The 21,296-nt window shown below is 69.9% G+C and carries 18 protein-coding genes and 2 pseudogenes; 7 read left to right on the top strand and 13 right to left on the bottom strand.

Annotated elements, in window-relative coordinates:
• Positions 1 to 115 precede the first annotated feature (115 nt).
• Entirely contained in the window at positions 116 to 493 is a 378-nt protein-coding gene (locus tag KUTG_RS00195; protein WP_043714023.1) for a hypothetical protein, read from the top strand.
• Between the two features lie 27 nt (positions 494 to 520).
• On the opposite strand, the gene KUTG_RS00190 is transcribed toward KUTG_RS00195, so the two are convergent.
• Together KUTG_RS00190 and hypF are read right to left on the bottom strand one after the other, a co-directional pair.
• Positions 521 to 1,099, bottom strand: coding sequence for a hypothetical protein (locus KUTG_RS00190; RefSeq protein WP_043714017.1), 579 nt, complete (start codon positions 1,097 to 1,099; stop codon positions 521 to 523).
• A 142-nt stretch (positions 1,100 to 1,241) separates the two neighbouring features.
• Positions 1,242 to 3,416, bottom strand: coding sequence for a carbamoyltransferase HypF (hypF, locus tag KUTG_RS00185; RefSeq protein ID WP_043727753.1), 2,175 nt, complete (start codon positions 3,414 to 3,416; stop codon positions 1,242 to 1,244).
• Positions 3,417 to 3,462: 46 nt separating this feature from the next.
• Between hypF and KUTG_RS00180 the strand changes: the two are divergent.
• Together KUTG_RS00180 and KUTG_RS00175 are read left to right on the top strand one after the other, a co-directional pair.
• A pseudogene (locus KUTG_RS00180) lies at positions 3,463 to 4,192 on the top strand (thymidine kinase).
• Positions 4,193 to 4,687: 495 nt separating this feature from the next.
• Positions 4,688 to 5,032 (top strand): RNA polymerase-binding protein RbpA, encoded by a 345-nt coding sequence (locus KUTG_RS00175; RefSeq protein ID WP_043714016.1) that lies wholly within the window; start codon positions 4,688 to 4,690, stop codon positions 5,030 to 5,032.
• Positions 5,033 to 5,219: 187 nt separating this feature from the next.
• Here the strand turns inward: KUTG_RS00175 and KUTG_RS00170 are convergent, their stop codons facing one another.
• Positions 5,220 to 5,981 (bottom strand): polyprenol monophosphomannose synthase, encoded by a 762-nt coding sequence (locus KUTG_RS00170; protein WP_043714006.1) that lies wholly within the window; start codon positions 5,979 to 5,981, stop codon positions 5,220 to 5,222.
• Positions 5,981 to 6,676 carry an apolipoprotein N-acyltransferase gene (gene lnt / locus KUTG_RS62895; RefSeq protein ID WP_232240568.1) on the bottom strand — a complete coding sequence of 232 codons (696 nt, stop codon included), beginning with the start codon at positions 6,674 to 6,676 and terminating at the stop codon, positions 5,981 to 5,983. Before lnt ends, KUTG_RS00170 begins: the two co-directional genes overlap by 1 nt.
• Before the next feature lie 95 nt (positions 6,677 to 6,771).
• Between lnt and KUTG_RS62890 the strand changes: the two genes are divergently transcribed.
• Entirely contained in the window at positions 6,772 to 7,176 is a 405-nt protein-coding gene (locus KUTG_RS62890; protein WP_232240567.1) for a hypothetical protein, read from the top strand.
• Here the strand turns inward: KUTG_RS62890 and KUTG_RS62885 are convergent.
• The 3 genes and pseudogenes from KUTG_RS62885 to KUTG_RS00155 form a co-directional block, all read right to left on the bottom strand.
• A pseudogene (locus KUTG_RS62885) lies at positions 7,113 to 7,529 on the bottom strand (apolipoprotein N-acyltransferase); the annotation flags it as partial. The gene KUTG_RS62890 and the pseudogene KUTG_RS62885 sit on opposite strands and share 64 nt — an antisense overlap.
• A gap of 153 nt (positions 7,530 to 7,682) precedes the next feature.
• Positions 7,683 to 8,183 (bottom strand): DUF3291 domain-containing protein, encoded by a 501-nt coding sequence (locus tag KUTG_RS00160; protein ID WP_232240566.1) that lies wholly within the window; start codon positions 8,181 to 8,183, stop codon positions 7,683 to 7,685.
• Positions 8,161 to 9,273, bottom strand: a complete 1,113-nt coding sequence (locus KUTG_RS00155; RefSeq protein WP_043714003.1) for a hypothetical protein — start codon at positions 9,271 to 9,273, stop codon at positions 8,161 to 8,163. The genes KUTG_RS00160 and KUTG_RS00155 overlap by 23 nt, the downstream gene beginning before the upstream one ends.
• 120 nt (positions 9,274 to 9,393) lie before the next feature.
• Here KUTG_RS00155 and KUTG_RS00150 point away from each other — a divergent pair, with 120 nt between their 5' ends.
• Together KUTG_RS00150 and KUTG_RS00145 are read left to right on the top strand one after the other, a co-directional pair.
• On the top strand, positions 9,394 to 11,646 hold the full coding sequence (locus tag KUTG_RS00150; RefSeq protein ID WP_084578749.1) for an ATP-binding protein: 2,253 nt from the start codon (positions 9,394 to 9,396) through the stop codon (positions 11,644 to 11,646).
• Between the two features lie 33 nt (positions 11,647 to 11,679).
• Positions 11,680 to 12,210 (top strand): hypothetical protein, encoded by a 531-nt coding sequence (locus KUTG_RS00145; protein ID WP_043714002.1) that lies wholly within the window; start codon positions 11,680 to 11,682, stop codon positions 12,208 to 12,210.
• 4 nt (positions 12,211 to 12,214) lie between these two features.
• Here KUTG_RS00145 and KUTG_RS62880 read toward each other — a convergent pair whose 3' ends face one another.
• From KUTG_RS62880 to KUTG_RS00115, 6 genes are all read right to left on the bottom strand, one after another.
• A complete protein-coding gene (locus KUTG_RS62880; RefSeq protein ID WP_052393593.1) occupies positions 12,215 to 12,406 on the bottom strand; it encodes a GNAT family N-acetyltransferase in 192 nt (63 codons plus the stop codon).
• 106 nt (positions 12,407 to 12,512) lie between these two features.
• Entirely contained in the window at positions 12,513 to 12,899 is a 387-nt protein-coding gene (locus KUTG_RS00135; RefSeq protein WP_043714001.1) for a 3-aminobutyryl-CoA ammonia lyase, read from the bottom strand.
• Positions 12,896 to 13,645 (bottom strand): lysine 5,6-aminomutase subunit beta, encoded by a 750-nt coding sequence (locus KUTG_RS00130; RefSeq protein WP_043713999.1) that lies wholly within the window; start codon positions 13,643 to 13,645, stop codon positions 12,896 to 12,898. The genes KUTG_RS00135 and KUTG_RS00130 overlap by 4 nt, the downstream gene beginning before the upstream one ends.
• Complete coding sequence (locus KUTG_RS00125) at positions 13,642 to 15,210, bottom strand: lysine 5,6-aminomutase subunit alpha (RefSeq protein WP_043713998.1); 1,569 nt, start codon at positions 15,208 to 15,210, stop codon at positions 13,642 to 13,644. Before KUTG_RS00125 ends, KUTG_RS00130 begins: the two co-directional genes overlap by 4 nt.
• On the bottom strand, positions 15,207 to 16,820 hold the full coding sequence (locus KUTG_RS00120; RefSeq protein WP_232240565.1) for an amidohydrolase: 1,614 nt from the start codon (positions 16,818 to 16,820) through the stop codon (positions 15,207 to 15,209). Before KUTG_RS00120 ends, KUTG_RS00125 begins: the two co-directional genes overlap by 4 nt.
• Complete coding sequence (locus KUTG_RS00115; protein WP_043727747.1) at positions 16,817 to 17,857, bottom strand: L-erythro-3,5-diaminohexanoate dehydrogenase; 1,041 nt, start codon at positions 17,855 to 17,857, stop codon at positions 16,817 to 16,819. The genes KUTG_RS00120 and KUTG_RS00115 overlap by 4 nt, the downstream gene beginning before the upstream one ends.
• 102 nt (positions 17,858 to 17,959) lie before the next feature.
• Between KUTG_RS00115 and KUTG_RS00110 the strand changes: the two genes are divergently transcribed.
• On the top strand, positions 17,960 to 19,378 hold the full coding sequence (locus KUTG_RS00110; protein WP_052393590.1) for a KamA family radical SAM protein: 1,419 nt from the start codon (positions 17,960 to 17,962) through the stop codon (positions 19,376 to 19,378).
• Positions 19,379 to 21,296: the final 1,918 nt, after the last annotated feature.

The following is a 21,296-nucleotide window of genomic DNA, read 5'->3' as shown; positions in this document are numbered from 1 at the left end:
TCGAGAGACCGATTCGCCGTGGGGCGACTAGGGGGCTCGGTGATCGACACGCTGGTCCGCAGCGGAGCCACGGGCGGGCGGTCGAGCAGTGCCTGGCCAGGCCACTGGGGAAACCATGGACCTGGTCGTCGAGGACCACGGCGACATGATCCGGAAACCGGGCTGGGAACAGGTCTCGAGTGCCCTGCTGGCCGTCGGCGGTCCGGAGGCGCTGTTCCGGGCCCTGTTCGCGGTGATCGACGATCCGCTGGCGGCGACGAGGAACAACGCGACCGGCGAGTTGCCGCAGATCGCCTACAGCATCCGCCATCGCGGCTCGCCCTCCATGACATCCACGGTCAAGATCACCGAGCCGGCGCTCGACATGCTGCTCACCCGTCTCGGCCAGCTGCTGCGCGGCCCCGACAAGCGGGCCCGGGACGACGCGCACAACGCGTTGCGGAAGCTCGACAGCGGTCGTGCGAACGAGATCCTGCGGCAGTTCGGCGGCTAGGAGTGTGCGGAATGACGAGTTGCCGGGCTAGCTGTTCAGCGCCGTGAACAGGCCGAGCAGCAGGAGCACGCCGAGCCCGGCCGCGGCGATCTTGAGGGCGGTGTAGCCGTCGGAGGCCTCGCTCGAACGCACCGGCACGGCACTGCCGACGGGGTCGTAGCGGACGACCACACGCCCGCCCTTCTCGACGTCGGCGTAGCGGCTGGTGTTGGTGATCAGGGTCGGCCGGCCGCCGTCGCAGTCCAGCGCGTACTCGACCCAGGCGGAGTCGTCGCCGTACTTGTCGGTGATGGCGGTGACGCGGCAGGCCACGTCATGGCCCCGCTCGTGCAGCAGCCACTGGTTTGCCCCGATCAGGCCGGCGATCACCAGCACGGCGGCGGCCAGGCCGGCGACGAGGGAGCCGATCCCTTCGGTGTCGCCGTCCATCATGAACAGCCAGAACTGGAAGCAGAGGAAACCGCCGACCAGGACGCAGCCGATGCCCAGGATCACGTTCCACGACTCACCGGGGCCGGAGAACACGACCCAGGCGGCGGCCAGGGTGGTGGCGGCGAAGGCGAGCGGAATGCCCAGCCCCTTCAGCGCCGCGAGGAGGAAGTCCATCGGCTCACCTGCCTCCCGGGTTCACTCGACCACCGAGCAGGATCCGCGGCGGGCGGCTGGTCACTCGATCATGGTGGCATTCGGGGCGCCGGTAACGGGCCCAGGTGACCGCAATCGGCCACGGGCAGCGAAGAAGTGACGGTCACCGGCATGCGCTGATGGCGGCCTGGCCGAGGCTGATGCCGCCGTCGTTGGTGGGCACGCGCCGATGGGTGAGAACTCGGAAGCCGTTGTCGGCCAACAACTTCACCGTCCGAGTCAGGAGCAGGACGTTCTGGAAGACGCCGCCGGAGAGGGCGACGGTGGTCAGGCGGCTGCGGTCTCGGGCCTGCACGCAGGCGGCGAGGATGGCGGCGGCGATGCCGTTGTGGAAGCGGGCGGCGATCACCGAGCGTGGGGCGCCACGGTCGGAGAGGATGGCGTGCAGGAGGTCGACGCCTTGCACGATCAGGTCATCGACGCGGACCGGGTAGGCGTCCTGGACGGTGGGGTCGGCGAGTTGTTCGAGCTCGACGGCGGCCTGGCCCTCATAGTTGATCTCGTCGCGGACGGCCAGCAGCGCGGCGGCGGCGTCGAACAGGCGGCCGGCGCTGGAGGTCAGGGGGGAGTTGACTCCGTTGCGGGCCATGGTGATCACGGCGTCCCACTCGGGCCGCCAACCGGGAACCGAATTGCCGAGGTAGGCGGCGGCCATGCGCCACGGCTGGCGGATGGCCGCCGCGCCGCCGGGCATGGGCACGGGGGCGAGATGCCCGATCCGCTCAAAGCCGGTCAGGGAGGCGATGAGGAACTCGCCGCCCCAGATGGTGCCGTCGGGGCCGTAGCCGGTGCCGTCGAAGGCCACGCCGATCACCGGCCCGGCCTCGCGGTTGTCGGCGAGGCAGGAGGCGATGTGGGCGTGGTGGTGCTGCACGCCCACCAGCTCCACGCCGTCCAGGCTGCCTGCCAAACCATGGGCGTACTTGGTGGACAGGTACTCCGGATGCAGGTCGTGGGCGACGACCCGCGGGGTGACGTCGAACAGGCGTGAGAAGTGCTCGATGCCCTCGGTGAACGAGCGGTAGGTCTGGAGGTTCTCCAGGTCGCCGATGTGGTGGGAGACGAAGGCGTGGTCGTCCTTGGCCAGGCAGAAGGTGTTCTTCAGCTCCGCGCCGCAGGCCAGCACCGGCCGCCGGCAGGGTCGGGCCAGCGTCACGGGCTCGGGGGCGTAGCCGCGGGAGCGCCGCAGCAGCGTCCCGGCGCGGACGACGGAGTCGTCGGCGCGGCTGTGGATGGGCCGGTTGTGGTCGAGCACGGCGTCGGCGATGTCGGCCAGCGGCTCGGCGTCACGGTAGGCGATGGGCTCCTCGGACCGGTTGCCGCTGGTCAGCACGATCGGCTCGCCGAGATCCCGCAGCAGGAGGTGGTGCAGCGGCGTGTACGGCAGCAGCACGCCCAGGTACCGGTTGCCGGGCGCGACGGCCTCGGCGATCGGGGCGTCGCCGAGGCGGGGCATCAGGACGATGGGCCGTCGGCGGCTGGTGAGGTCCCTCAGCGACTGCTCGTCCACGCTGCACAGCCCCCGCGCCTGCTCCGCGTCGGCGCACATGACCGCGAACGGCTTGTCCTCGCGGTGCTTGCGCGCTCGCAGCGTCGCCGCCGCCGTCGGATGGGATGCGGCTACGGCCAGGTGGTATCCGCCGAGGCCCTTGACCGCGAGCACCTCGCCGCGCCGGAGTCGATGGACGGCCTCGGCCAGCGGGTCCATGGCCGCACCCAGCGACAACGTGGGCCCGCAGTCGGGGCAGCATGTGGGTTGGGCGTGGAAGCGGCGGTCGCGGGGATCCTCGTACTCCGCCCGGCATGGCCCGCACATCGGGAAGCCGGCCATGGTGGTCAGCGGCCGGTCGTAGGGCACGTCGCGGACGATGGTGAACCGCGGCCCGCAGTTGGTGCAGTTGACGAACGGATACCGGTGGCGGCGGTCGGCCGGGTCGAACAGCTCCCGCAGGCAGTCCTCGCACGTCGCCGAGTCGGCGGAGACCAGGGTGTTGCGAGCCCCTTGAGCGTCGCTGAGGGCGATCTCGAAGCCCTCAACGCCGGCCGGCGGGGCCTCGTGGACGTGGACGTGCTCGATGTGGGCCAGCGGCGGGGCGTCGCGGGCCAGCGACGCCAGGAACTCCCCCACGTCCTCCGGCGCGCCCTCGACCTCGACGAACACGCCGGCGACGTCGTTGCCGACGCGGCCGGCCAGCCGCAGGCGGGTGGCCAGGGCGTGGACGTAGGGGCGGAAGCCGACCCCCTGCACGACCCCGTCGACCCGAACGTCCCTGCGGATACGCCGGTCCACGCGGTCAGTGTCGCACCCGTTAGGGTCACCCGCCGTGAGCGAATCCGGATCGATCATCGACGCCACCGACGCGCTGTCCTCGGCGCCCGCGGCGGGTTCGCGCCGCTGCGCACCGCAGACCGGCCGGATCCGCTGGTATTTCGGGCCGATGGACTGCGGCAAGTCGACGCTGGCGCTGCAGATCGACCACAACCAGGCCCGCCAGGGCCGGCACGGCCTGGTGCTGGTCCGCCACGACCGGTCGGGGCGGCCGCAGATCTCCAGCCGGATCGGCATCAGCCGGCAGGCCACCGAGGTGGCCGACGGCGACGACCTGCGCCGGCTGGTGCGGTCGCGGTGGGCGAGCGGGCAGCGGGTGGACTACCTGGTGGTCGACGAGGCCCAGTTCCTGTCGTCCGAGCAGGTCGAGCAGCTGGCCGAGCTGGCCGACGAGGCGCAGGTGGACGTGTACTGCTTCGGCATCGCCACCGACTTCCGCAGCCGCCTGTTCCCGGGCGCGCGCCGGCTGTTCGAGCTGGCCGACGAGCTGCACCCGGTGCAGGTGGAGGTGCTGTGCTGGTGCGGGGCTGCCGGGCCGGTTCAACGCGCGGGTCAGCGGCGGCCGGGTGCTGCGGGAGGGCGACACGGTGCTGGTCGCGGACACCGACCACGAGGGCCCAGATCCCTATCAGGAGGTGCGCTACCAGGTGCTGTGCCGGCGTCATTTCCGTCTCGGGGAGCTGGCCGCCGAGCCGGTGTCCCCCGCGCAGCTGAGCTTCACCTGAGCGCCCTCGCGCGGCAGGCTCGTGCCCGCTCCGCCATCATGGTGTCCGACGCGAGCCAGGCCCGGATGCGCGTTTGTGCTCGTTCGCGCGCCGCGGCGCTGTCGTTCGGGCAGTTTCCGGGGGTCGACACGAACCGTGAACAGCTTCGCGTTGGCCACATATGCTACGCTCTGTCATCAGAAGACAGAGAAAATGTCACTCATTGAGGTCCTGCTGCCACGGTTGGTTGCGGAATGCAGTCAGACTGGCGGACGGGTAGGCTCCAAGCGACCCGGACTAGGCCAAACGAGTGATAGTTGCACTCGGTGGCTGGATAACGCGTCACGACGTCCGACCGATTGCATCCCAGAGACGGGACACTCTGGTTGACACGTGAACGACGTCACCCTGGGTGCCGAAACCCCTCACCGGGGAACGATTGGACCAGTCCCGTCGTTGCACTCGGTAAGCACAACCCGGGGCCCTGCGCCCCGAGCCGAGCGAAAGGACATCGTCATGGCCGACCGCGTTCTGCGTGGTAGCCGGCTCGGTGCGGTCAGCTACGAGACTGACCGCAACCACGACCTCGCGCCGCGCCGGTCGGTGCGGTACGCGTGCCCCAAGGGGCACGACTTCGAGGTGCCGTTCTCCGACGACGCCGAGATCCCGCCGGTCTGGGAGTGCCGACTGCACGGCCTTGAGTCGAAGATCATGGACGGCAACGAGCCGGAGCAGAAGAAGATCAAGGCCCCGCGCACGCACTGGGACATGCTGCTGGAGCGCCGCAGCATCCCGGAGCTGGAGGAGCTGCTCACCGAGCGTCTGGAAGAGCTCAAGGGCCGCCGCACGCGCACGGCGTGAGGTGGACGCGGGGCCGGTGACGGCCCCGCGCGCCACAGACGTCGGGCCTGGTTCTCACCGAGCCCACCACGAAACAGCAATCACCCCCTGGCCGCCACGGCCAGGGGGTGATTGGCGTCTACGGGAACCGAGCTAGCGCTCGGCCGCCGCGCCGGTGGTGTCCGGAAAGCGGCGGCCGGGCCCATGCTCAGCGCTTGATGGCACCGACCTGCTCCAGGCGGCGGCGCACGCCCCACTTGGTGACCCGCCACAGGGCCTCGCGCACGATGGAGCCGCTCATCTTGGACTGGCCGACGGCGCGCTCGGTGAAGGTGATGGGGACCTCGACGACCTCGAAGCCGGCCTCGATGGTGCGCCAGGTGAGGTCGATCTGGAAGCAGTAGCCCTGCGAGGCCACCGACTGGATGTTGATCTTCTCCAGGACCTCGCGGCGGAAGGCCTTGAAGCCACCGGTGATGTCGCGGACCTTGGCGCCCAGCGCGAGGCGGGAGTACAGGCCGCCGCCGCGCGAGATCAGCTCGCGGTACTTGGGCCAGTTGACCACGCGGCCGCCGGGCACGTAGCGGGAGCCCAGGGCGAGGTCGGCGTCGGTGAGCGCGTCGAGCAGCCGGGGCAGGTCCTCGGGGGCGTGCGAGCCGTCGGCGTCCATCTCGACGATGACGCCGTAGTCGCGTTCGAGCGCCCAGCCGAAGCCGGCGACGTAGGCGGCGCCGAGGCCGGCCTTCTCGGTGCGGTGCAGCACTCGCACCCGGTCGTCGGCCGCGGCCATCTCGTCGGCGAGCCGGCCGGTGCCGTCGGGGCTGCCGTCGTCGACGACGAGCGCGTGCGCCTCGGGCAGCGCCTCGTGCAGCCTCGCGACGATGGGGCCCAGGTTCTCCCGCTCGTTGTAGGTCGGGATCACCACCAGCACCTGGCCGAGCTCCGCGCGGCTGTCCCGCTGGTCCGCCATCAAAGATCCTCTTCCGGTGTGTCGTCAGTAGTTCGCGCCGGCGCACGACGCGGGGTCGTCGACCGGTTTCGCAGGCGTGCGCCGATTGCCAGCGCCAGTGCCGCCAGGCCGGTCACGGACGCCACCCATTCGGGCCATGCGCCGAGCCGGGTGGCCAGCGTAGCGGTCGTGCGCAGCGGCAGTTTCGCCACCAGCGTCGCCGCCGTGTAGAGCTCACTCTGCCGGGTGACCGTCCCGTCGGGTTGGACGAGGGCGCTCACCCCGCTGGTCGCCGAGACCGCGACGGCGCGGCCGTACTCCACCGCCGCGACCTGGGACATGGCCAGCTGCTGGTAGCTCATCTCGCCAGGCCCGTACCACGCGTTGTTGGTGGGGATGGCGAGCATTGTCGCACCAGCCCGCACCGCGCCGCCGACCACCTGGTCGTAGGCGACCTCGTAGCAGATGGCGACGCCGACGGTGGTGTTGTCGACGGCCAGGGCGCCGGGCTCGTCGCCGGGGATCATGTCCCGGGTGTCGGCGACGAACGGGGTGACCGCGGCGGAGATGGCGCGCAGCGGGATGAACTCGGCGAACGGCACCAGCTTCTGCTTGGCGTAGCGCTGGCCCGGCCCGGTGTTCGGGTCCCACACCTGCACCACGTTCTGGATGGTGGTGGGGTTCTGGATGAGCCGGCCGCCGATGAGGAACGGCACGCCGACGTCGCGGATGGCCTGGGACAGCTCGATGTCGTAGCGGGGGTCGGGCTCTCAGGTCGGTGGCGACCTCCGGCCACACCACTATGTCGGGCTTGGCCACGCGGCCGGCCTTGATGTCGGCGGCGAGCTTCTCGGTGGCGGCGAGGTGGTTGCGGCGCAGGATCGGCGTGTCGTACATGAGGTTGATGCCGTCGTCGGGCGCGTTGCCCTGGATGATCGCCACGGTGCGGGTGCCGGCCTGGGCGTCGGTGCCGACCAGCGACCAACTCGCCGCGCCGGCCACGACGGGCAGGATGGCCAGGATCACCGGCAGCACGAGGGCGCGGCGGCGGTCGCCGGCCCGCCAGCGGACGATCAGCTCCGTCAGGCCCGTGCCGGTGACGACGACGGCGAACCCGAGCAGCATGGTGCCGCCGATCGCGGCCAGCGGCAGGAACAGGCCCTCGGGCTGGCCGAAGCCGACCTTGCCCCACGGGAATCCGTCGAACGGGAAGTAGGTGCGCAGGACCTCGCTGCCCAGAAACACCGCGGCCATCCACACCGGACCGCCGCGCAGCTTGCTGACCACGGCCATCGCGGCGCCGGCGAGCGCCATGTACAGCGACACCACGAACGACAGGCCCACCCACGGGAACGGCCCGAACTCGCGGCCGAGGAAGCTCTGCAGCCACTCCAGCAGCGGCATCACGAACGCCATGCCGAACAGCAGGCCGTAGAGGAAGCCGCCACGGGCGGTGCGGTGGCGCAGGGCGAAGGCGAGCAGCGCGAACGCCAGCGGCGCGAGGTACCAGAGGGGGCGAGGTGGGTAGCTGGCGTAGAAGATGCCGCCGCCCGCGAGGGCGGCGGCCATGCGGATCAGCACGGGGACGGCGCGGCGACGTCGGGTCGGCAACGCGAGAGGGATGTCGGATTCCGACGTCACAACGGGGGCGGCCACCCGTTCAGCCTACGGGCCGGGTGTGAGGCCCCTGTCCGTAGGCGGACACAATTCGGTGAACACAGCTCACAGGGCGGCGAGCTGTGTGGTGACCGGTTCGAAGTGCTGGCCGAAGGAGAACGCCTCCGGCGTCGGTCCCGATTCGCGCAGGCGGAAAAGGCGGTCGCGGCCTTCCAACGGAGTGGGGATGTGTCCGGCGGGAATCCACCACAGCACGGTGGACGCCTCGTTCTGCGGCTGGAACCATTCCCGTCGGCGTTGCAGGAATTCGCGGTGTTCGGCGCGGTAGGTGAATTCCCACATCGCCTCGCGCGACTCCCACACGGTCAGGTTCGTGACCAGGTCCTCGTCCGGGTCGATGGCGGCGGAGTCCTTGCCGCCCACGCCGGTGAGCCGCCACACGAATCCCGGCGCCCGGTCCACGAGCGCGTTTATCGGGTCGAGTGCGGCGATGAATTCTTCGGCCTCGCCAGAACCGAACGGATATCTCAGCCGGCCGACATTGAGTTGCGCCAGATGGTTCTTTGCCATGGCTTCAGCGTCGCTATCGACGGCGGGGCCGGTCAATATTCACCGGGCTTTTGTTGCCCGTTCTGTCACCGATCCGGTCCAGTCCCGCGCACACCCCGGCGCCGGCCAGCAGGAATCCGACCGCCGCCGCCAACAGCCGGGCCTCCGAGTAGCCGTGCGCGATCACGTAGCCCACGACCGCGCCGACGACTCCCGCCACCGCCGCGATACCCAGCTGGCCGAACCGGCGATGGTCCCAGCCCCGCCACACCGCCGCCGCCACGATCACCGCGCCGGCCAGGACCGACACCGCCGTGGTGCCGAAGTTGAAGCCGTAGCGCAGGGGCAGCGCCGGCACCAGGAACAGCACCAGGAACCAGCCGAGGGCGTTGGTCACCGAGGTCATGGTCAGCCCGTGCCGCACCGGCTTCTGCGCCCAGAACCGCGCGGCCGCCAACACCACCAGGGCCCCGGCGACGATCGGCAGCCAGGACACCGTGTGGCCGAGGTTGTAGAGGGTCACCGTGTCGTAGACCGCGAGCACGATGCAGCCCAGCGCGGCCAGCGACGCCACCAGCGGCAGCAGCCTCGGCGGGGTGTCCCGGCCTTCCGCCAGCAGCGGCAGCAACAGCGGCGTGACGATGCCGGAGACCACCCGGATCACCAGGTCCACCACCGTGTACGGGCTGTACAGGTCCCATTCGATCAGGCAGAACGTCACCGTCCACGACGCCGACCACAGCCAGCGGGCATGCATCGCGCGGCGGAACACCTCGGCGGAGAACCACCGGCACACCAGCAGGTAGGACAGCATGCCCAGCGGCAACTCGATCGACGACTGCGCGTGCAGCACCGTCCACGGCCACGCCGGCAGCGCCTGCGACAGCCGGCCCAGGTCGGCCAGGTCGAACCAGCCCGGCGGCATGTACCGGGCGATCGAGGAGGTGTCGCCGTGCCAGGCCTGCTGCACGTAGGCCGTGAACAGCACCTGGTTGACGAAGAACAGCGCGATCACGGCGATCAGCCAGGTGCCGGGGTGTCGAAGCCATCCCCCGCCCGGCCGCTCCGCGGCGCCGCCTCTCGGCACCCACCACACGCCCGCTGCCGTCGCCGCGACGATCACCGCCACCAACATGATCTCCCCCACGACCGCGCAGCCTAGGCCACGCCCGATGCTGCGGCGCTTCCCACTACTTTGTCTGGTGCCTGATTGGCGTGGTAAGTCACGGTCCGACAGGCAGAGGGGGCGAGTGGCGGGTGGTTTTCGATGGGCGACCAGCACAACTCGGTGGTGCGACGGTTTCGCCAGCGGGCCGGGCTGACCCAGGAGAAGCTGGCTGAGCGCTCGGGGGTCTCGGCGCGCACCATCCGGGGGCTGGAGACCGGGGACCGCCCCAATCCGCAGCTCGCCTCGCTGCGGCAGCTGGCCGACGCCATGGACCTCACGCCACAGGAGCGCGACGAGCTGATGGGCGAGGTGCTGGGCGTGACGCCGGCCCCGCCCAGGCCGGCGGCCGCGCGCCCTCGACAGTTGCCGGCCGCCCCAACGGGATTCACCGGCCGCGAGGCCGAGCTGGCATTGCTCGCGCAGGCGATCGACACGGTCGCCGAGCAGTCGCCGACCATCGTGATCACAGCCATCGCCGGCGCGGGCGGCATCGGCAAGACCTCGCTGGCCCTGCACTGGGCCCACACGCACGCGGACCGGTTTCCCGACGGGCAGCTGTTCGTCGACCTGCGGGGTTTCGGCCCGGACAGCGATCCGCTGGACCCGCTCACCGCGGTGCGCGGTTTCCTCGACGCCCTGGGCGCGGACCCGGCGCACGTCAGCGGCGGTCTGGCCGAGCACACCGCCCTCTACCGAAGCCTGCTCGCCGGCAGGCGGCTGCTGATCGTGTTGGACAACGCCGCCACCGCCGACCAGGTCGCGCCGCTGCTGCCCGGCGCACCGACCTGCACCGTGGTCGTCACCAGCCGCAGTGCGCTCAACTCGCTGATCACGCGGCACGGCGCCCGGCACATGGCGCTGGCCGTGCTGTCCCAGGCCGAAGCCGAGGCGCTGCTGACGTGGCGGCTCGGCGACGCTCGGGTGGCCGCCGAACCCGAGGCGGTGGCGGACCTGATCCGGTTGTGTGGGCGGTATCCGCTGGCGTTGGCCATCACCGCCGGCCGCGCGCAGATGTACCCGGACATCCCGCTGGCCGAGTTCGCCGCCGAGCTCCTCGAACTGGGTCTGGACGCGCTGGACGACCAGGACCCCGCGGCCAGCCTGCCCACCGTGCTCTCGTGGTCCCTGCTCAACCTCACCGAACAGCAGCGCACGGTGTTCGGGCTGCTCGGCACCGCCCCTGGTCCGGACATCAGCCTGCCGGCCGCGGCCGGCCTCACCGGCTTGTCCCTCGCGGAGGTCACGAAAGCCTTGCGCACGTTGGAAGACGCGTCCCTGGTCGGCCGCCACGCGCGCGGCCGGTACGAGATGCACGACCTGATCCGCCGCTACGCCGTCGACACCGCCGGCCACCTTCCCGGCGCCACGCGGACGGCGGCGCTGAAGCGGGCGGTCGACTTCTACCTGCACACCGCCTACGACGCCGACCGGATCCTGAATCCCCACCGCGCGCCGCAGCAGCTGGACCCGCCCGTCACCCAGCCTCTCCCCCTGGCCGACTACCCCGCCGCGCTGGCCTGGTTCGACGCCGAACACCAGTGCCTGCTGGCCGCCCAGCACATCGCCGTCGTCCAGGGCTGGCACCGTGCCGCCTGGCAGTTGGCGTGGGCGCTGAGCACGTTCCAGATCCGCCGCGGTCTCCGTCACGACCAGGCCGCGATCTGGCAGGTGGGGTTGGCCGCCGAGCAACATCTCGACGATCCCACCGCGCGGCTGCTGGCCCACCGGTTCCTCGGCTTCGCCTACGGCGACCTCGGCCAGCACGACGACGCCGTCCGGCACCTCAACGAGTCGGCCGCCCTGGCCGAGCAGCAGGGCGACACCAGCAACCAGGCCCGCACCGAACTGATGCTCGCCCGCGCGTGGGGCCTGTCCGGCGACTACAGCCAGGCCCTGGTCCACGCCGACCGCGCTTTGGAGCTGTACCGGACGATCGACGACGTGCCGGGGCAGGCCCACGCCCTCAACGACGCCGGCTGGTGCGCCGCCCAACTCGGCCAGTACGAGCAGGCCAGCGCCAACTGTCAGGCCGCGCTCGCCATCTACCAGCGCCACCACGATCCCGACGCCGAGGCCGGCACCCTCGACAGCCTCGGCTACATCGACCACCGCACCGGCGACCACCAGCGGGCCATCGACCACTACCGGCGCTCCCTCGCCCTGCGCCGCGACCTCGGCGACAACAGCCAGATCGCCAACTGCCTCGACGGCCTCGGCAACCCCCACGCCGCACTCGGCCAGCACGACCAGGCCCGCGCCGTCTGGCAGGAAGCCCTGGACCTGTTCCGCGAACAACAGCGCCACGACGACGCCGACCGCCTCCAGCGCCGACTCGACGCCCTCACGGACTGAAGGGGAGAAACGACGCCCTGGGATACTCGCGTCATGGACGCGGGAACGACCACGCAGCTGATCACCGTGGGCGCGACGCTCAGCGGGGTGGTGCTGACCCTGGTGGCGAACGCGTTCGTGGAAAGTCGCAAGCTGAAGGCGGCGCAGCGCGCCGAAGCGCAGAAACGCGCCGCGGACCGGGCCAACTGGCTGCGCGACGAACGGGTCAAGGCCTATGCAGGCCTGTCGACGGCGAGCGAGGAAGCGTTCCAGCTGATCCGGACGGAGTTCAGCGGGCCGGTGGCAGACCGGGCCGGGGCCGAGGCCTCATGGCGTGAGCGGCGCGGCGAACTGCGCAAGGCCTACAACCAGGTGGAGCTGTTCGGCGCAGACGAGCCACGACAACGGGGCAAGGAACTGTGGAAGGCAGCGCGCGGCGGCGTGAACGACGTCCTGGCCGAACTGGACGCCGGGGAACCGGCGGTGCTGCGGGAAAGTCTCGATCGAGCTCTGACCGGCATCAGCGAGGCGGGCGAGCGCTTTCTGGAAGCGTGCCGCGCCGACGTGCAGGACACGGCCGGCTGACCGTTCAGAGCGCGAGCAGGCCCGCGTCGGTCGAACGGAAGCTGCAGGCGTCGAGGTAGAAGGCGCACAGGTGGGGTTCGAAGTCAACGTGCAGCCACTGGCAGCCCGCCGAACGAGCGCCAGTGGCCGCCGCGGCGACGAGCTCCGTGCCGATCCCACGACCACGAACCACCCAGCCGAGGCTGTGGCGGTGCACTCCCCTCTTTAATAGGCACCGCACCAGTCGACCTCGCCGACGGGATGGTCGAACGCCGCCGCGTGCAGGGCGTTGACCTCGGCGTTGGTGAACGAACCGCGCCAGATCACGCCTGCGGCACCACCACGGTGCCGGTGGCGCGGGTGGCGACGATGGGCTCCGGCAACACCTCGGCGGCCGAAGCACCCTTCGAAGGGGTGGCGCGGCACGTGACCCGCAGCTCGAAGGTCACGCCACGGGAGCGGGTGCCGATGCGGGTGAGGGTGGCGGTGGCCTCGACGACGTCGCCGGCCTTGAGCGGGGCCACGAACTGGACGGAGTCGTAGCCGGCGAACAGGCCCTCGTCGCCGTCGGTGCGGATGCACAGCTCGGTGGCGACATCGCCGAACATGCCCAGACCGTAGGCGCCGTCGACGAGATTGCCGCCGTAGTGGGCGTGGGAGTACGGCACATAACGCCGGTGGGTGACGGAGAAGCCCTCGACCAAGCTCACGCGGCCACGCCTTTCTGGGAGATGGTGTGCACGAGGTAAGACGCGACCTCGCCTGGTGTCGTGCCACGGCCGAAGACCCGGTCCACACCGAGCTCGCCGGCCATCAACGGATCGAAACGGGGACCGCCGGCCACCAGCGTGGGCCGGGTGGAGCCCATGGCCTCGCGGAAGGCGGCGGACATCTCCTGGGTGTTGAGGATGTGCGCGTCCCGCTGCGTCACGACCTGCGACACCAACACGGCGTCGGCCTTCTCCGACCGGGCCCGCTTCACCAGCTCCGGCACGGAGACCTGGGCGCCGAGGTTGACCACCCGCAGCTCCCGGTAGTACTCCAGGCCCTTCTCGCCGGCGAAGCCCTTGATGTTGAGAATGGCGTCGATGCCCACGGTGTGCGCGTCGGTGCCGATGCACGCCCCGACGACAACGAGCTTGCGCCCCAACGAGTTCTTCACCGTCGAGTTCACCTCGTACGGCGACAGCAGCGGATACTCCCGCTCCACGACCTTGACCGCGTCCAGGTCGACCAGGTGGCTGACCGAGCCGTACACGACGACGAACGTGAAGTCCGCGCCGATGGCGTGCGAGTGCACGACCATGGCCGGGTCCATGCCCATCTTGTTGGCCAGCTGCTGCGCGGCGCCCTCGGCCCGGGGACCGTGCGGAACGGGCAGGGTGAACGACATCTGCACCATGCCGTCGCCGGTCGTGTCGCCATAGGGCCGCACGTAACGCTTCTTGTCGCTCACAGCCCAGCCTCCAGGAGCTCGCTGGCCGGGTTCACGTACCCGTCGGCCTTCACGATCACGCCGTCCGCGCCCTTGCCGGCGTCGGCCGGACGCTTCATCAACCCGAACGTGCCCTCGGCGATGGCCTTGAGCAGACCGTCGTCGACGATGCGCTCCAACAGGTCCACCGCCTCCCCCAGCACCTGCTCGGCCCGCTTGACGATGAAGCCGTCGGGCGAGGGCCGGAAGTCCTCGGCCAGGTTGCCGGCCGCGTTGAGCACGTACTTCACGTTGGCGATCGCCAGGTCCCGGTCGGACAGGAACGGCGTCACCACCGCCTCGGTCATCATGCCCACCAACAGGATCGACTGTCCGGTGAGGACACCGGCCAGGTTGAAGAACCCGTCCAGCAGGTAACCGTTGAACACGTCGCCGGTCATGTGCTTGGTCGGCGGCATCCACTTCAGCGGCGCGTCCGGGAACAGCTCCCGCGCCAGCAGCGCGTGGGCCAGCTCCATCCGGAACGAGTCCGGCACCTTCGGGTTGATCTCGAACGCGTGCCCGAGGCCCAACAGCTCGTCCGGCAGGCCGGCCTCGTGCGCGAAACGCTCGTTGAGCAGCTGCGACACGGTGACCGTGTGCGCGGCCTCGACCGCGTCGGCGGTGGTGAGGTAGTTGTCCTCGCCGGTGTTGATGATGATCCCCGCCCGCGCGTGCACCTGGCGGGAGAACCGCTGGTCCACGAACGTCCGGATCGGGTTGATGTCCCGGAACAGGATCCCGTACATCGAGTCGTTCAACATCATGTCCAGCCGCTCAAGGCCGGCCAGCACCGCGATCTCCGGCATGCACAGGCCCGACGCGTAGTTGGTCAGCCGCACGTACCGGCCGACCTCCTTGGACACGTCGTCCAGCGCCGCCCGCATGATCCGGAAGTTCTCCTGCGTGGCATACGTGCCGGCAAACCCGTGGTGCGTGGCCCCTTCCGGCACGTAGTCCAAAAGGGACTGCCCGGTGGAGCGGATGACGGCGATGATGTCCGCACCGGCCCGGGCGGCGTTGCACGCCTGCACGACGTCCTCGTCGATGTCGCCGGTGGCCACGATCAGGTAGATCCACGGCCGCTGCGGCGGATCACCCAGCTTCGCGACCAGCTTGTCCCGCTGGCCCCGGTTCCGGTCGACCGTGCGAAGTCCTTTGGCGACAGCGGTTTTCGCCGCCTTCGCCGCCTGCGTGGCGTCCTTGCCGGTGGGCACGGCGAACTGGATCTGCCCGGCCGCGGTGGCCTCGGCCAGCTCGGTCAACGAGCCCAGATCGTGCTCACGCAACGCATGGAACGCCGGCAGCACCGAGCCGTGCTCCAGCCCGCACTGCTCCCGGATGGTGTCCACCACCCGGTTCACCCACGGCACGTCACCCGCGCGATGCGTGGTGTCCGCGCCGGTGATGCCGGCCAACCGCAGCGTCGCCCGCTCCACGGCCACCGTCGTGTGCGCCCGCGCCAGCTCGATCACCGGCTCCGCCGCGCGCGCCGCCAGCGCCCGCGCCCGCCCGGTGACCTCCGGGTCCAGATCCAGCAACGTCACCCAAGCGCCCCTTCCCGTTCGTAGATCACCTGACCGCACAACACTGTGCGCAGGCACTCCGGCAACGTCGCCCCAGGCTCCAGCACCGGCAGCGCCGGCACCCGCGACCGGGGATCCGTCGACCAGCGCTGCACCCGCGAGTCCGACGCCCCCACCACCAACTCGTCCGCCCGCCACACCGCGTACGTCGCCGGCGCACCCGGCACCAACGTGCCCGTCACACCGTCATCCACCCCGGCCGCGCGCCACCCGCCGCGCGTGTGCGCCGTGAACGCCGCGCGCGGGGAAACCCCGAAGCCCTCGGTGCGGTGGTGCACCGCGGCCCGGACCGTCTCCCACGGATCGACCGGGGTCACTGGCGTGTCGGAGCCCAGGGCGAGGAGGGCGCCCGAGGCCGCGAGCTGGGAGAACGGGTTCAACCGCGTGCCCCGCTCCACGCCGAGGCGCTGCACGTACATGCCGTCCGGGCCGCCCCACGTGGCGTCGAACTGAGGCTGCACCGACGCGACGACGCCCCAGGACGCCAACCGTGCCGCCTGCTCGGCGGTGACCATCTCCACGTGCTCCAGCCGATGCCGGCACGACGCCAGCTCCGGGGCCCCGACCTGCTTCTCCGCCAACTCGAAACCGGCGATCACCTCGGCCACGGCAGCGTCGCCGATGACGTGGAACCCGGCCTGCATGCCGGCCGCGGTGCAGGCCAGCACATGCTCGGCGATCGCCGCCGCATCCAGGTACAAGGCACCGGAGTTGCCCGGGTCGTCGACGTACGGCGAGCACAGTGCGGCGGTGTGAGAGCCGAGGGCGCCATCGACGAACAGGTCGCCGGCAGCGCCGCGAGCGCCGAGGGCCTTGGCGGTCTCGACGCCGTTGAGCTCGCCCCAGTAGCCGACAACCTGCGGGCCGGTGCCGAGATTCAGGAGCTCAGTGAGGTCGTCGGCGCTGGAGATGTCCGGGCCGGCGCACTCGTGTACGCAGGCCACACCCCGCGAAGCCGCTAGCTGGAGAAAAGCCTCCTGCGCCTGGCGACGCTGCGTCGGCGCCACGGCGTCCTTGGCCGCCCGCCGCACCTCGTGATGCGCCGCCCGCGACAGGGGACCGCTCTCCGACCAGCCGTCGCAGTCCCGCGCTTTGGGCGCGAGGGCGATCAGCGCGGTCGACGCCAACGCGGAATGCACGTCGATCCGGGAGAGATAGACCGGACGACCCTGCGCCACCTCGTCCAGCTCGGCCCGTGAAGGCGCGCGGCCCTCGGCGAAGCGGGTCTCGTCCCAGCCATGCCCCCACACCGCCGCCCCCGGCGCGTCCCTCACCGCGGACAGCACCTCGGCCACGGAAGAAGCACCGGTGAGATCGACACCGGTCAGCAACAACCCCGCCGAAGTCGCATGCACATGCGCATCCACGAATGCCGGCGCCACGAACGCCCCGTCCAGATGCACGACCTCGGCCGTCTCGCCGTACAGGGCGACGCCGGGCGTGTCCTGCCCCACCCACACCACAGTCCCGTCAGCCACCGCCATGGCGGTCGCGTCCGGGGACGACGCCGAGTAGACGCGGCCGCCGACCAACAGGGTTGCCCGAGACAATTGACGCTGCACAGTGCTCACGATCCGGCAGTCTGCCGCTCCCGGCCACGGAACAGCGCCAGCACCCCCGGCGTCGCCCGGGCCAGCTCCAACGCGAAATCCGCATGTCCAGGCACATATCCGTTGCCGATCAGCATCTCCACGTCGGCCGCGACACCCTCCGCGCCGAGCGCGGCCGCCGAGAACGACGTGGCCATCGAGAAGAAGATCACAGTCCCGCCCGGCGCCGTGGCCAGGATCGCCCCGTGCTCGCAGCCCGCGACGTCCACACACACCACGGTCACGTCGACCGCCTCACCCACGGCCTGCGCCACCGCCACCGGATTGCGCGCGTCGGCGACCACGACCTCATCGGCCAGCCCGGTCTCACGGACCGCGGTGGCTTCGCCCTCGGTCGGCACGAGAGCCACGAGCCGCGTCGCACCGGCGGCCCGGGCTGCGGCCAGCGACAGCGAACCGGACTTGCCGCCGCCACCCAGCACACACACCGACTTGGCGCCCTTCGACCGCACGACACGGTCGGTCAACGCCGGCGCACCACAGACATCCAGCACCGACAACGCCAACTCGTCCGGCATGTCATCCGGCAACACCGCGGCGATCGACCGCCCGAACAGCACCGCCGTGCCCTCGCACGGCACCTGCTCGTCCAGGCCGTCCCACCTCGCCAGGCCGTCGGTGATCCGCAGCGGCGTGAGGGTGAGGGACACCAGCGTCGCGATCCGGTCGCCGACCTTCAGACCGAGAGGGGAGTCCGGACCCACCGCCGCGACGGTGCCCAACAGCATCCCACCCGAACCCGTCACCGGATTCTGCATCTTCCCGCGCGCGCCGACGATCTCCAGCACGGCCTGGCGCACGGCAGCCCCGGAGCCGTGCGCCTCCCTCAACTGCCGATACGACGCAGCGTCGAGATTCAACCGCTCCACCGCCACCACGACCTCGTCCGGCCACGGCGACGGCTCCGCATCCAGCACCTCGGCCTGCTGCGGCAGCACACCCGAGGGCGACACCACCCGGTGCAACCCGATCGGCGAACCGGTCACGTCACCTGCCATCCCGAACTCCTTCGTCACTGGACGCGGCCACGCCGGAAGATTTACGTTCAGCCGACGCTCTGGCAGCATATCTTTACGTACCCCTGAGGGCGAGGAGCAGGTATGACCGCGCTGTACGAGACCCGTGCCGCCGCCATCGAGACCGCGGCCACCGCCGCCGACCAGCAGCCGTACGAGTACGTACGCCGCGAACTCGTCGAACCCGACTGGCGACGCTTCCCCGGCTGGCGCGACGTCACCGACGCCCAATGGCGCGACGCCCAGTGGCAACGCGTGCACTGCGTCAAGAACATCAAGCAGCTCCGCACCGTCGTCGGAGACCTGCTCACCGAGCGCTTCTACGACGACCTCGCGGCCGACCAGCAGAACCTCGCCACCATGTCGATGCTGCTGCCGCCGCAGATGCTCAACACCATGGCCACCGACGCCGACCTCGAACCGGTCGCCTTCACCGAGGCCTTCTACACCGACCCGGTCCGCCGCTACATGCTCCCCGTGGCCAGCGACCGCATCACCACCTGGGCCAGCCACCCCCACAGCGCCCGCGACTCACTGCACGAAGCCGAGATGTGGGTCGTCGAAGGCCTCACCCACCGCTACCCCACCAAGGTCCTCGCCGAAATGGTGTCGACCTGCCCCCAGTACTGCGGCCACTGCACCCGCATGGACCTGGTCGGCAACTCCACCCCCCAGATCGACAAGCACAAACTCCTGCTCAAACCGGTCGACCGGCAAGACGCCATGATCGACTACCTCAAGCGCACCCCCGGCGTCCGCGACGTCGTCGTCTCCGGCGGCGACGTGGCCAACATGCCCTGGCCCCAACTCGAGTCGTTCCTCATGCGCCTGCTGGACATCCCCACCGTCCGCGACGTCCGACTCGCCACCAAGGCCCTGGCCGGCATGCCCCAGCACTGGATCCAGCCCAAGGTCGTCGAGGGCCTGGAGCGCGTCGCCCGCACCGCCCACCGCCGCGGCGTCAACCTCGCCATCCACACCCACGTCAACCACGCCCAGTCGGTCACCCCACTGGTCGCCGAGGCCGCCCGCACCGCACTCGATGTCGGCGTCCGCGACGTCCGCAACCAGGGCGTGCTCATGCGCGGGGTCAACAACACCACCGCGAACCTGCTCGACCTGTGCTTCGCGCTCCAGGGCGAGGCCAACATCCTGCCGTACTACTTCTACATGTGCGACATGATCCCCAACGCCGAACACTGGCGCCTGGCCGTCTGGGAAGCACAGGAACTCCAGCACGCCATCATGGGCTACCTCCCCGGCTACGCCACCCCGCGCATCGTCTGCGACGTCCCCTACGTCGGCAAGCGCTGGGTCCACCAGCTCTCCGAATACGACCGCGAACTCGGCATCTCCTACTGGACCAAGAACTACCTGACCAGCGTCGATAGGGCGAACAACGTAGCCGGGCCGGAGGGCTTGCAGCAGCGGTATCCGTTCTACGACCCGATCTACACACTGCCCAAGTCCGGCCAGGACTGGTGGAGCAACCAGGAGCACTGACACCGTCCGGCGCCGGCCCGACAGGCGATAGATCAGACCGTTTTGCGCCTGTCGGGCCTGCTCGGCCGGGGGAGCTCGTTCCTGCTGGTCAAAGCCCGTTGCATCTCGTTCCGTCTCGACCTCTGACGGCCCCGCATCGGCCCAATATTGTCCACAATGGACAGTCGGACGCTGCTGACCTATGAGCGCGGAGCGATCGTTCGGATCTTACCGAATGCCGCTTCGGCACCATAGCTGCACACCATGTCTTGGATCAACGTAACGCATCACCCCACCGCAGGGCGGCGTGGGATAGGCTGACTGCCGTTTATCTTACGTCGACCAGAAACGGTCGTTGGGATACTGAAGTCGGCGGATCCAATGACAACCGTCGCCGTGACAGTCAGCCTACAGGGTCCATTCGACAGTTGCTCTAAATTGGGCGCGCCGCGTACAGAATTACCATAATTGAAGAATGCTAACCCGGGCTTCGGAAGTCGCCTTCCAATCGAAGGGGACATTGGGACTTGTAAATATGTGTTGCCCAACCCGCAGGTGTGGTCTGCTGTTGCGGGGGGCTAGCGATGCCGTCCTCAAGGTCTCATCGCGCGCACTGGGGTTCGCACTGGAGTTTCGCTATGAGATCCATCGGAGCGCGAAAGTCTGTAGATCGGTCATTGACACTGAACTCCGCACCATCCCACTCAAGCCATGGCCGCGACTTACGTACACAAAGGCGACCAGGCCCGCTGTCATGGTGCTCGCCGGGTTCGACACCTCCGAGGCAAACAAGAAATACCAGCTCTCAAGCGGCGGACGAGGCGTGCGGAGAACTTTGAGGTCTTCCATAGACCCGCAGCGAGCACGGCGGACGGTGTACACAACCGTTCTCGTTTTCTGATTGTCATCAAGCCCTCAGGAGCGTGATCGCTGGGACTGTCAGGGGCTGGTGGCAGACTAACGAGCATGAGCGGGATGTGCCGTCGGACGACCCTCTCACGCTAATGGACGTGCGGGCTTTCCTTGAGGGGTCAGCCGACGCCGGCACGTCCGGTTCGGCGTAGCCGGCACTCGTCTCCGCCGCACAATCGGACGCAGCTGCACTGTGCATGCAGTCGTTGAGGCAGAGTGGATTGGTGGTGTCCAAATTCGTCTGCCCGTATGCCGTATCGGCATCAGCGGTTCGAATCTCGAACGGATGCACGCGACCAACGCGGGTGCATCGTGCAGGCGCGGGGCTTGCCACGCTGCAGCCTCCACCGCGCACCGCGCCGCACCACGTATCAGGGCCGCGCGTCATCAACAGCCGACTCTTGAGAGCCAGCAGCATCTGATACTCGACTTGTCGGCATAGGAATCCATCCGGCGCGCCGACTGCAGCAGTTGCGCAGGTGCGCTGCCGGCTGCCTGCCCGCGCACCGCCAGGCCGCCTGCGCCCAGCGGGTTGGCGAGCCCTCATCAACACCGCGGTGGTCGCTCCTGTGCTCGACCGGCGAGGCTGATCGACCTGGACCCGCCGTGGCCGTCGAGCTCGGCCTCGGCGGCACCTGGCCTGCGCCCGGTACGGCCGCTACGGTCTGCCCTTCGAGTGGGCCAGACTGTCCGCGGAGCCGTCGGAGTCTTCACGCGCAGTGACCGCACGGCGTTGCGAACCCAGCCGGATGGCCAGACTTTCCGGGTGCTCGTTCTGGCGAATAACGCTGGTGAGCTGTGAGCTCGAGAGGTAGCTGGCTGAGGCTTTGTCGCTTACTCGCAGTTCCGCCAGCGCCTCGCGGATGGCCGAAAAAATGGCGGAACGGAACTGGCGAAGTACGAATCACCCGCGGTCATCGGCGCAGTTGGAATGGCGGGAGTGAGCTCATTGTTGTGCCTGGCCGGGCTGGATCTCTGGACGCTATTGCGCCCACGATGCGGCCGACGGTTCGGCTGAGGCCGTAAG

It is taken from the genome of Kutzneria sp. 744, assembly GCF_000568255.1.
Lineage (GTDB): Bacteria > Actinomycetota > Actinomycetes > Mycobacteriales > Pseudonocardiaceae > Kutzneria.
The sequence above is the reverse complement of the archived record's forward strand: the minus strand, read 5'-3'. Positions and strand labels throughout refer to the sequence as shown.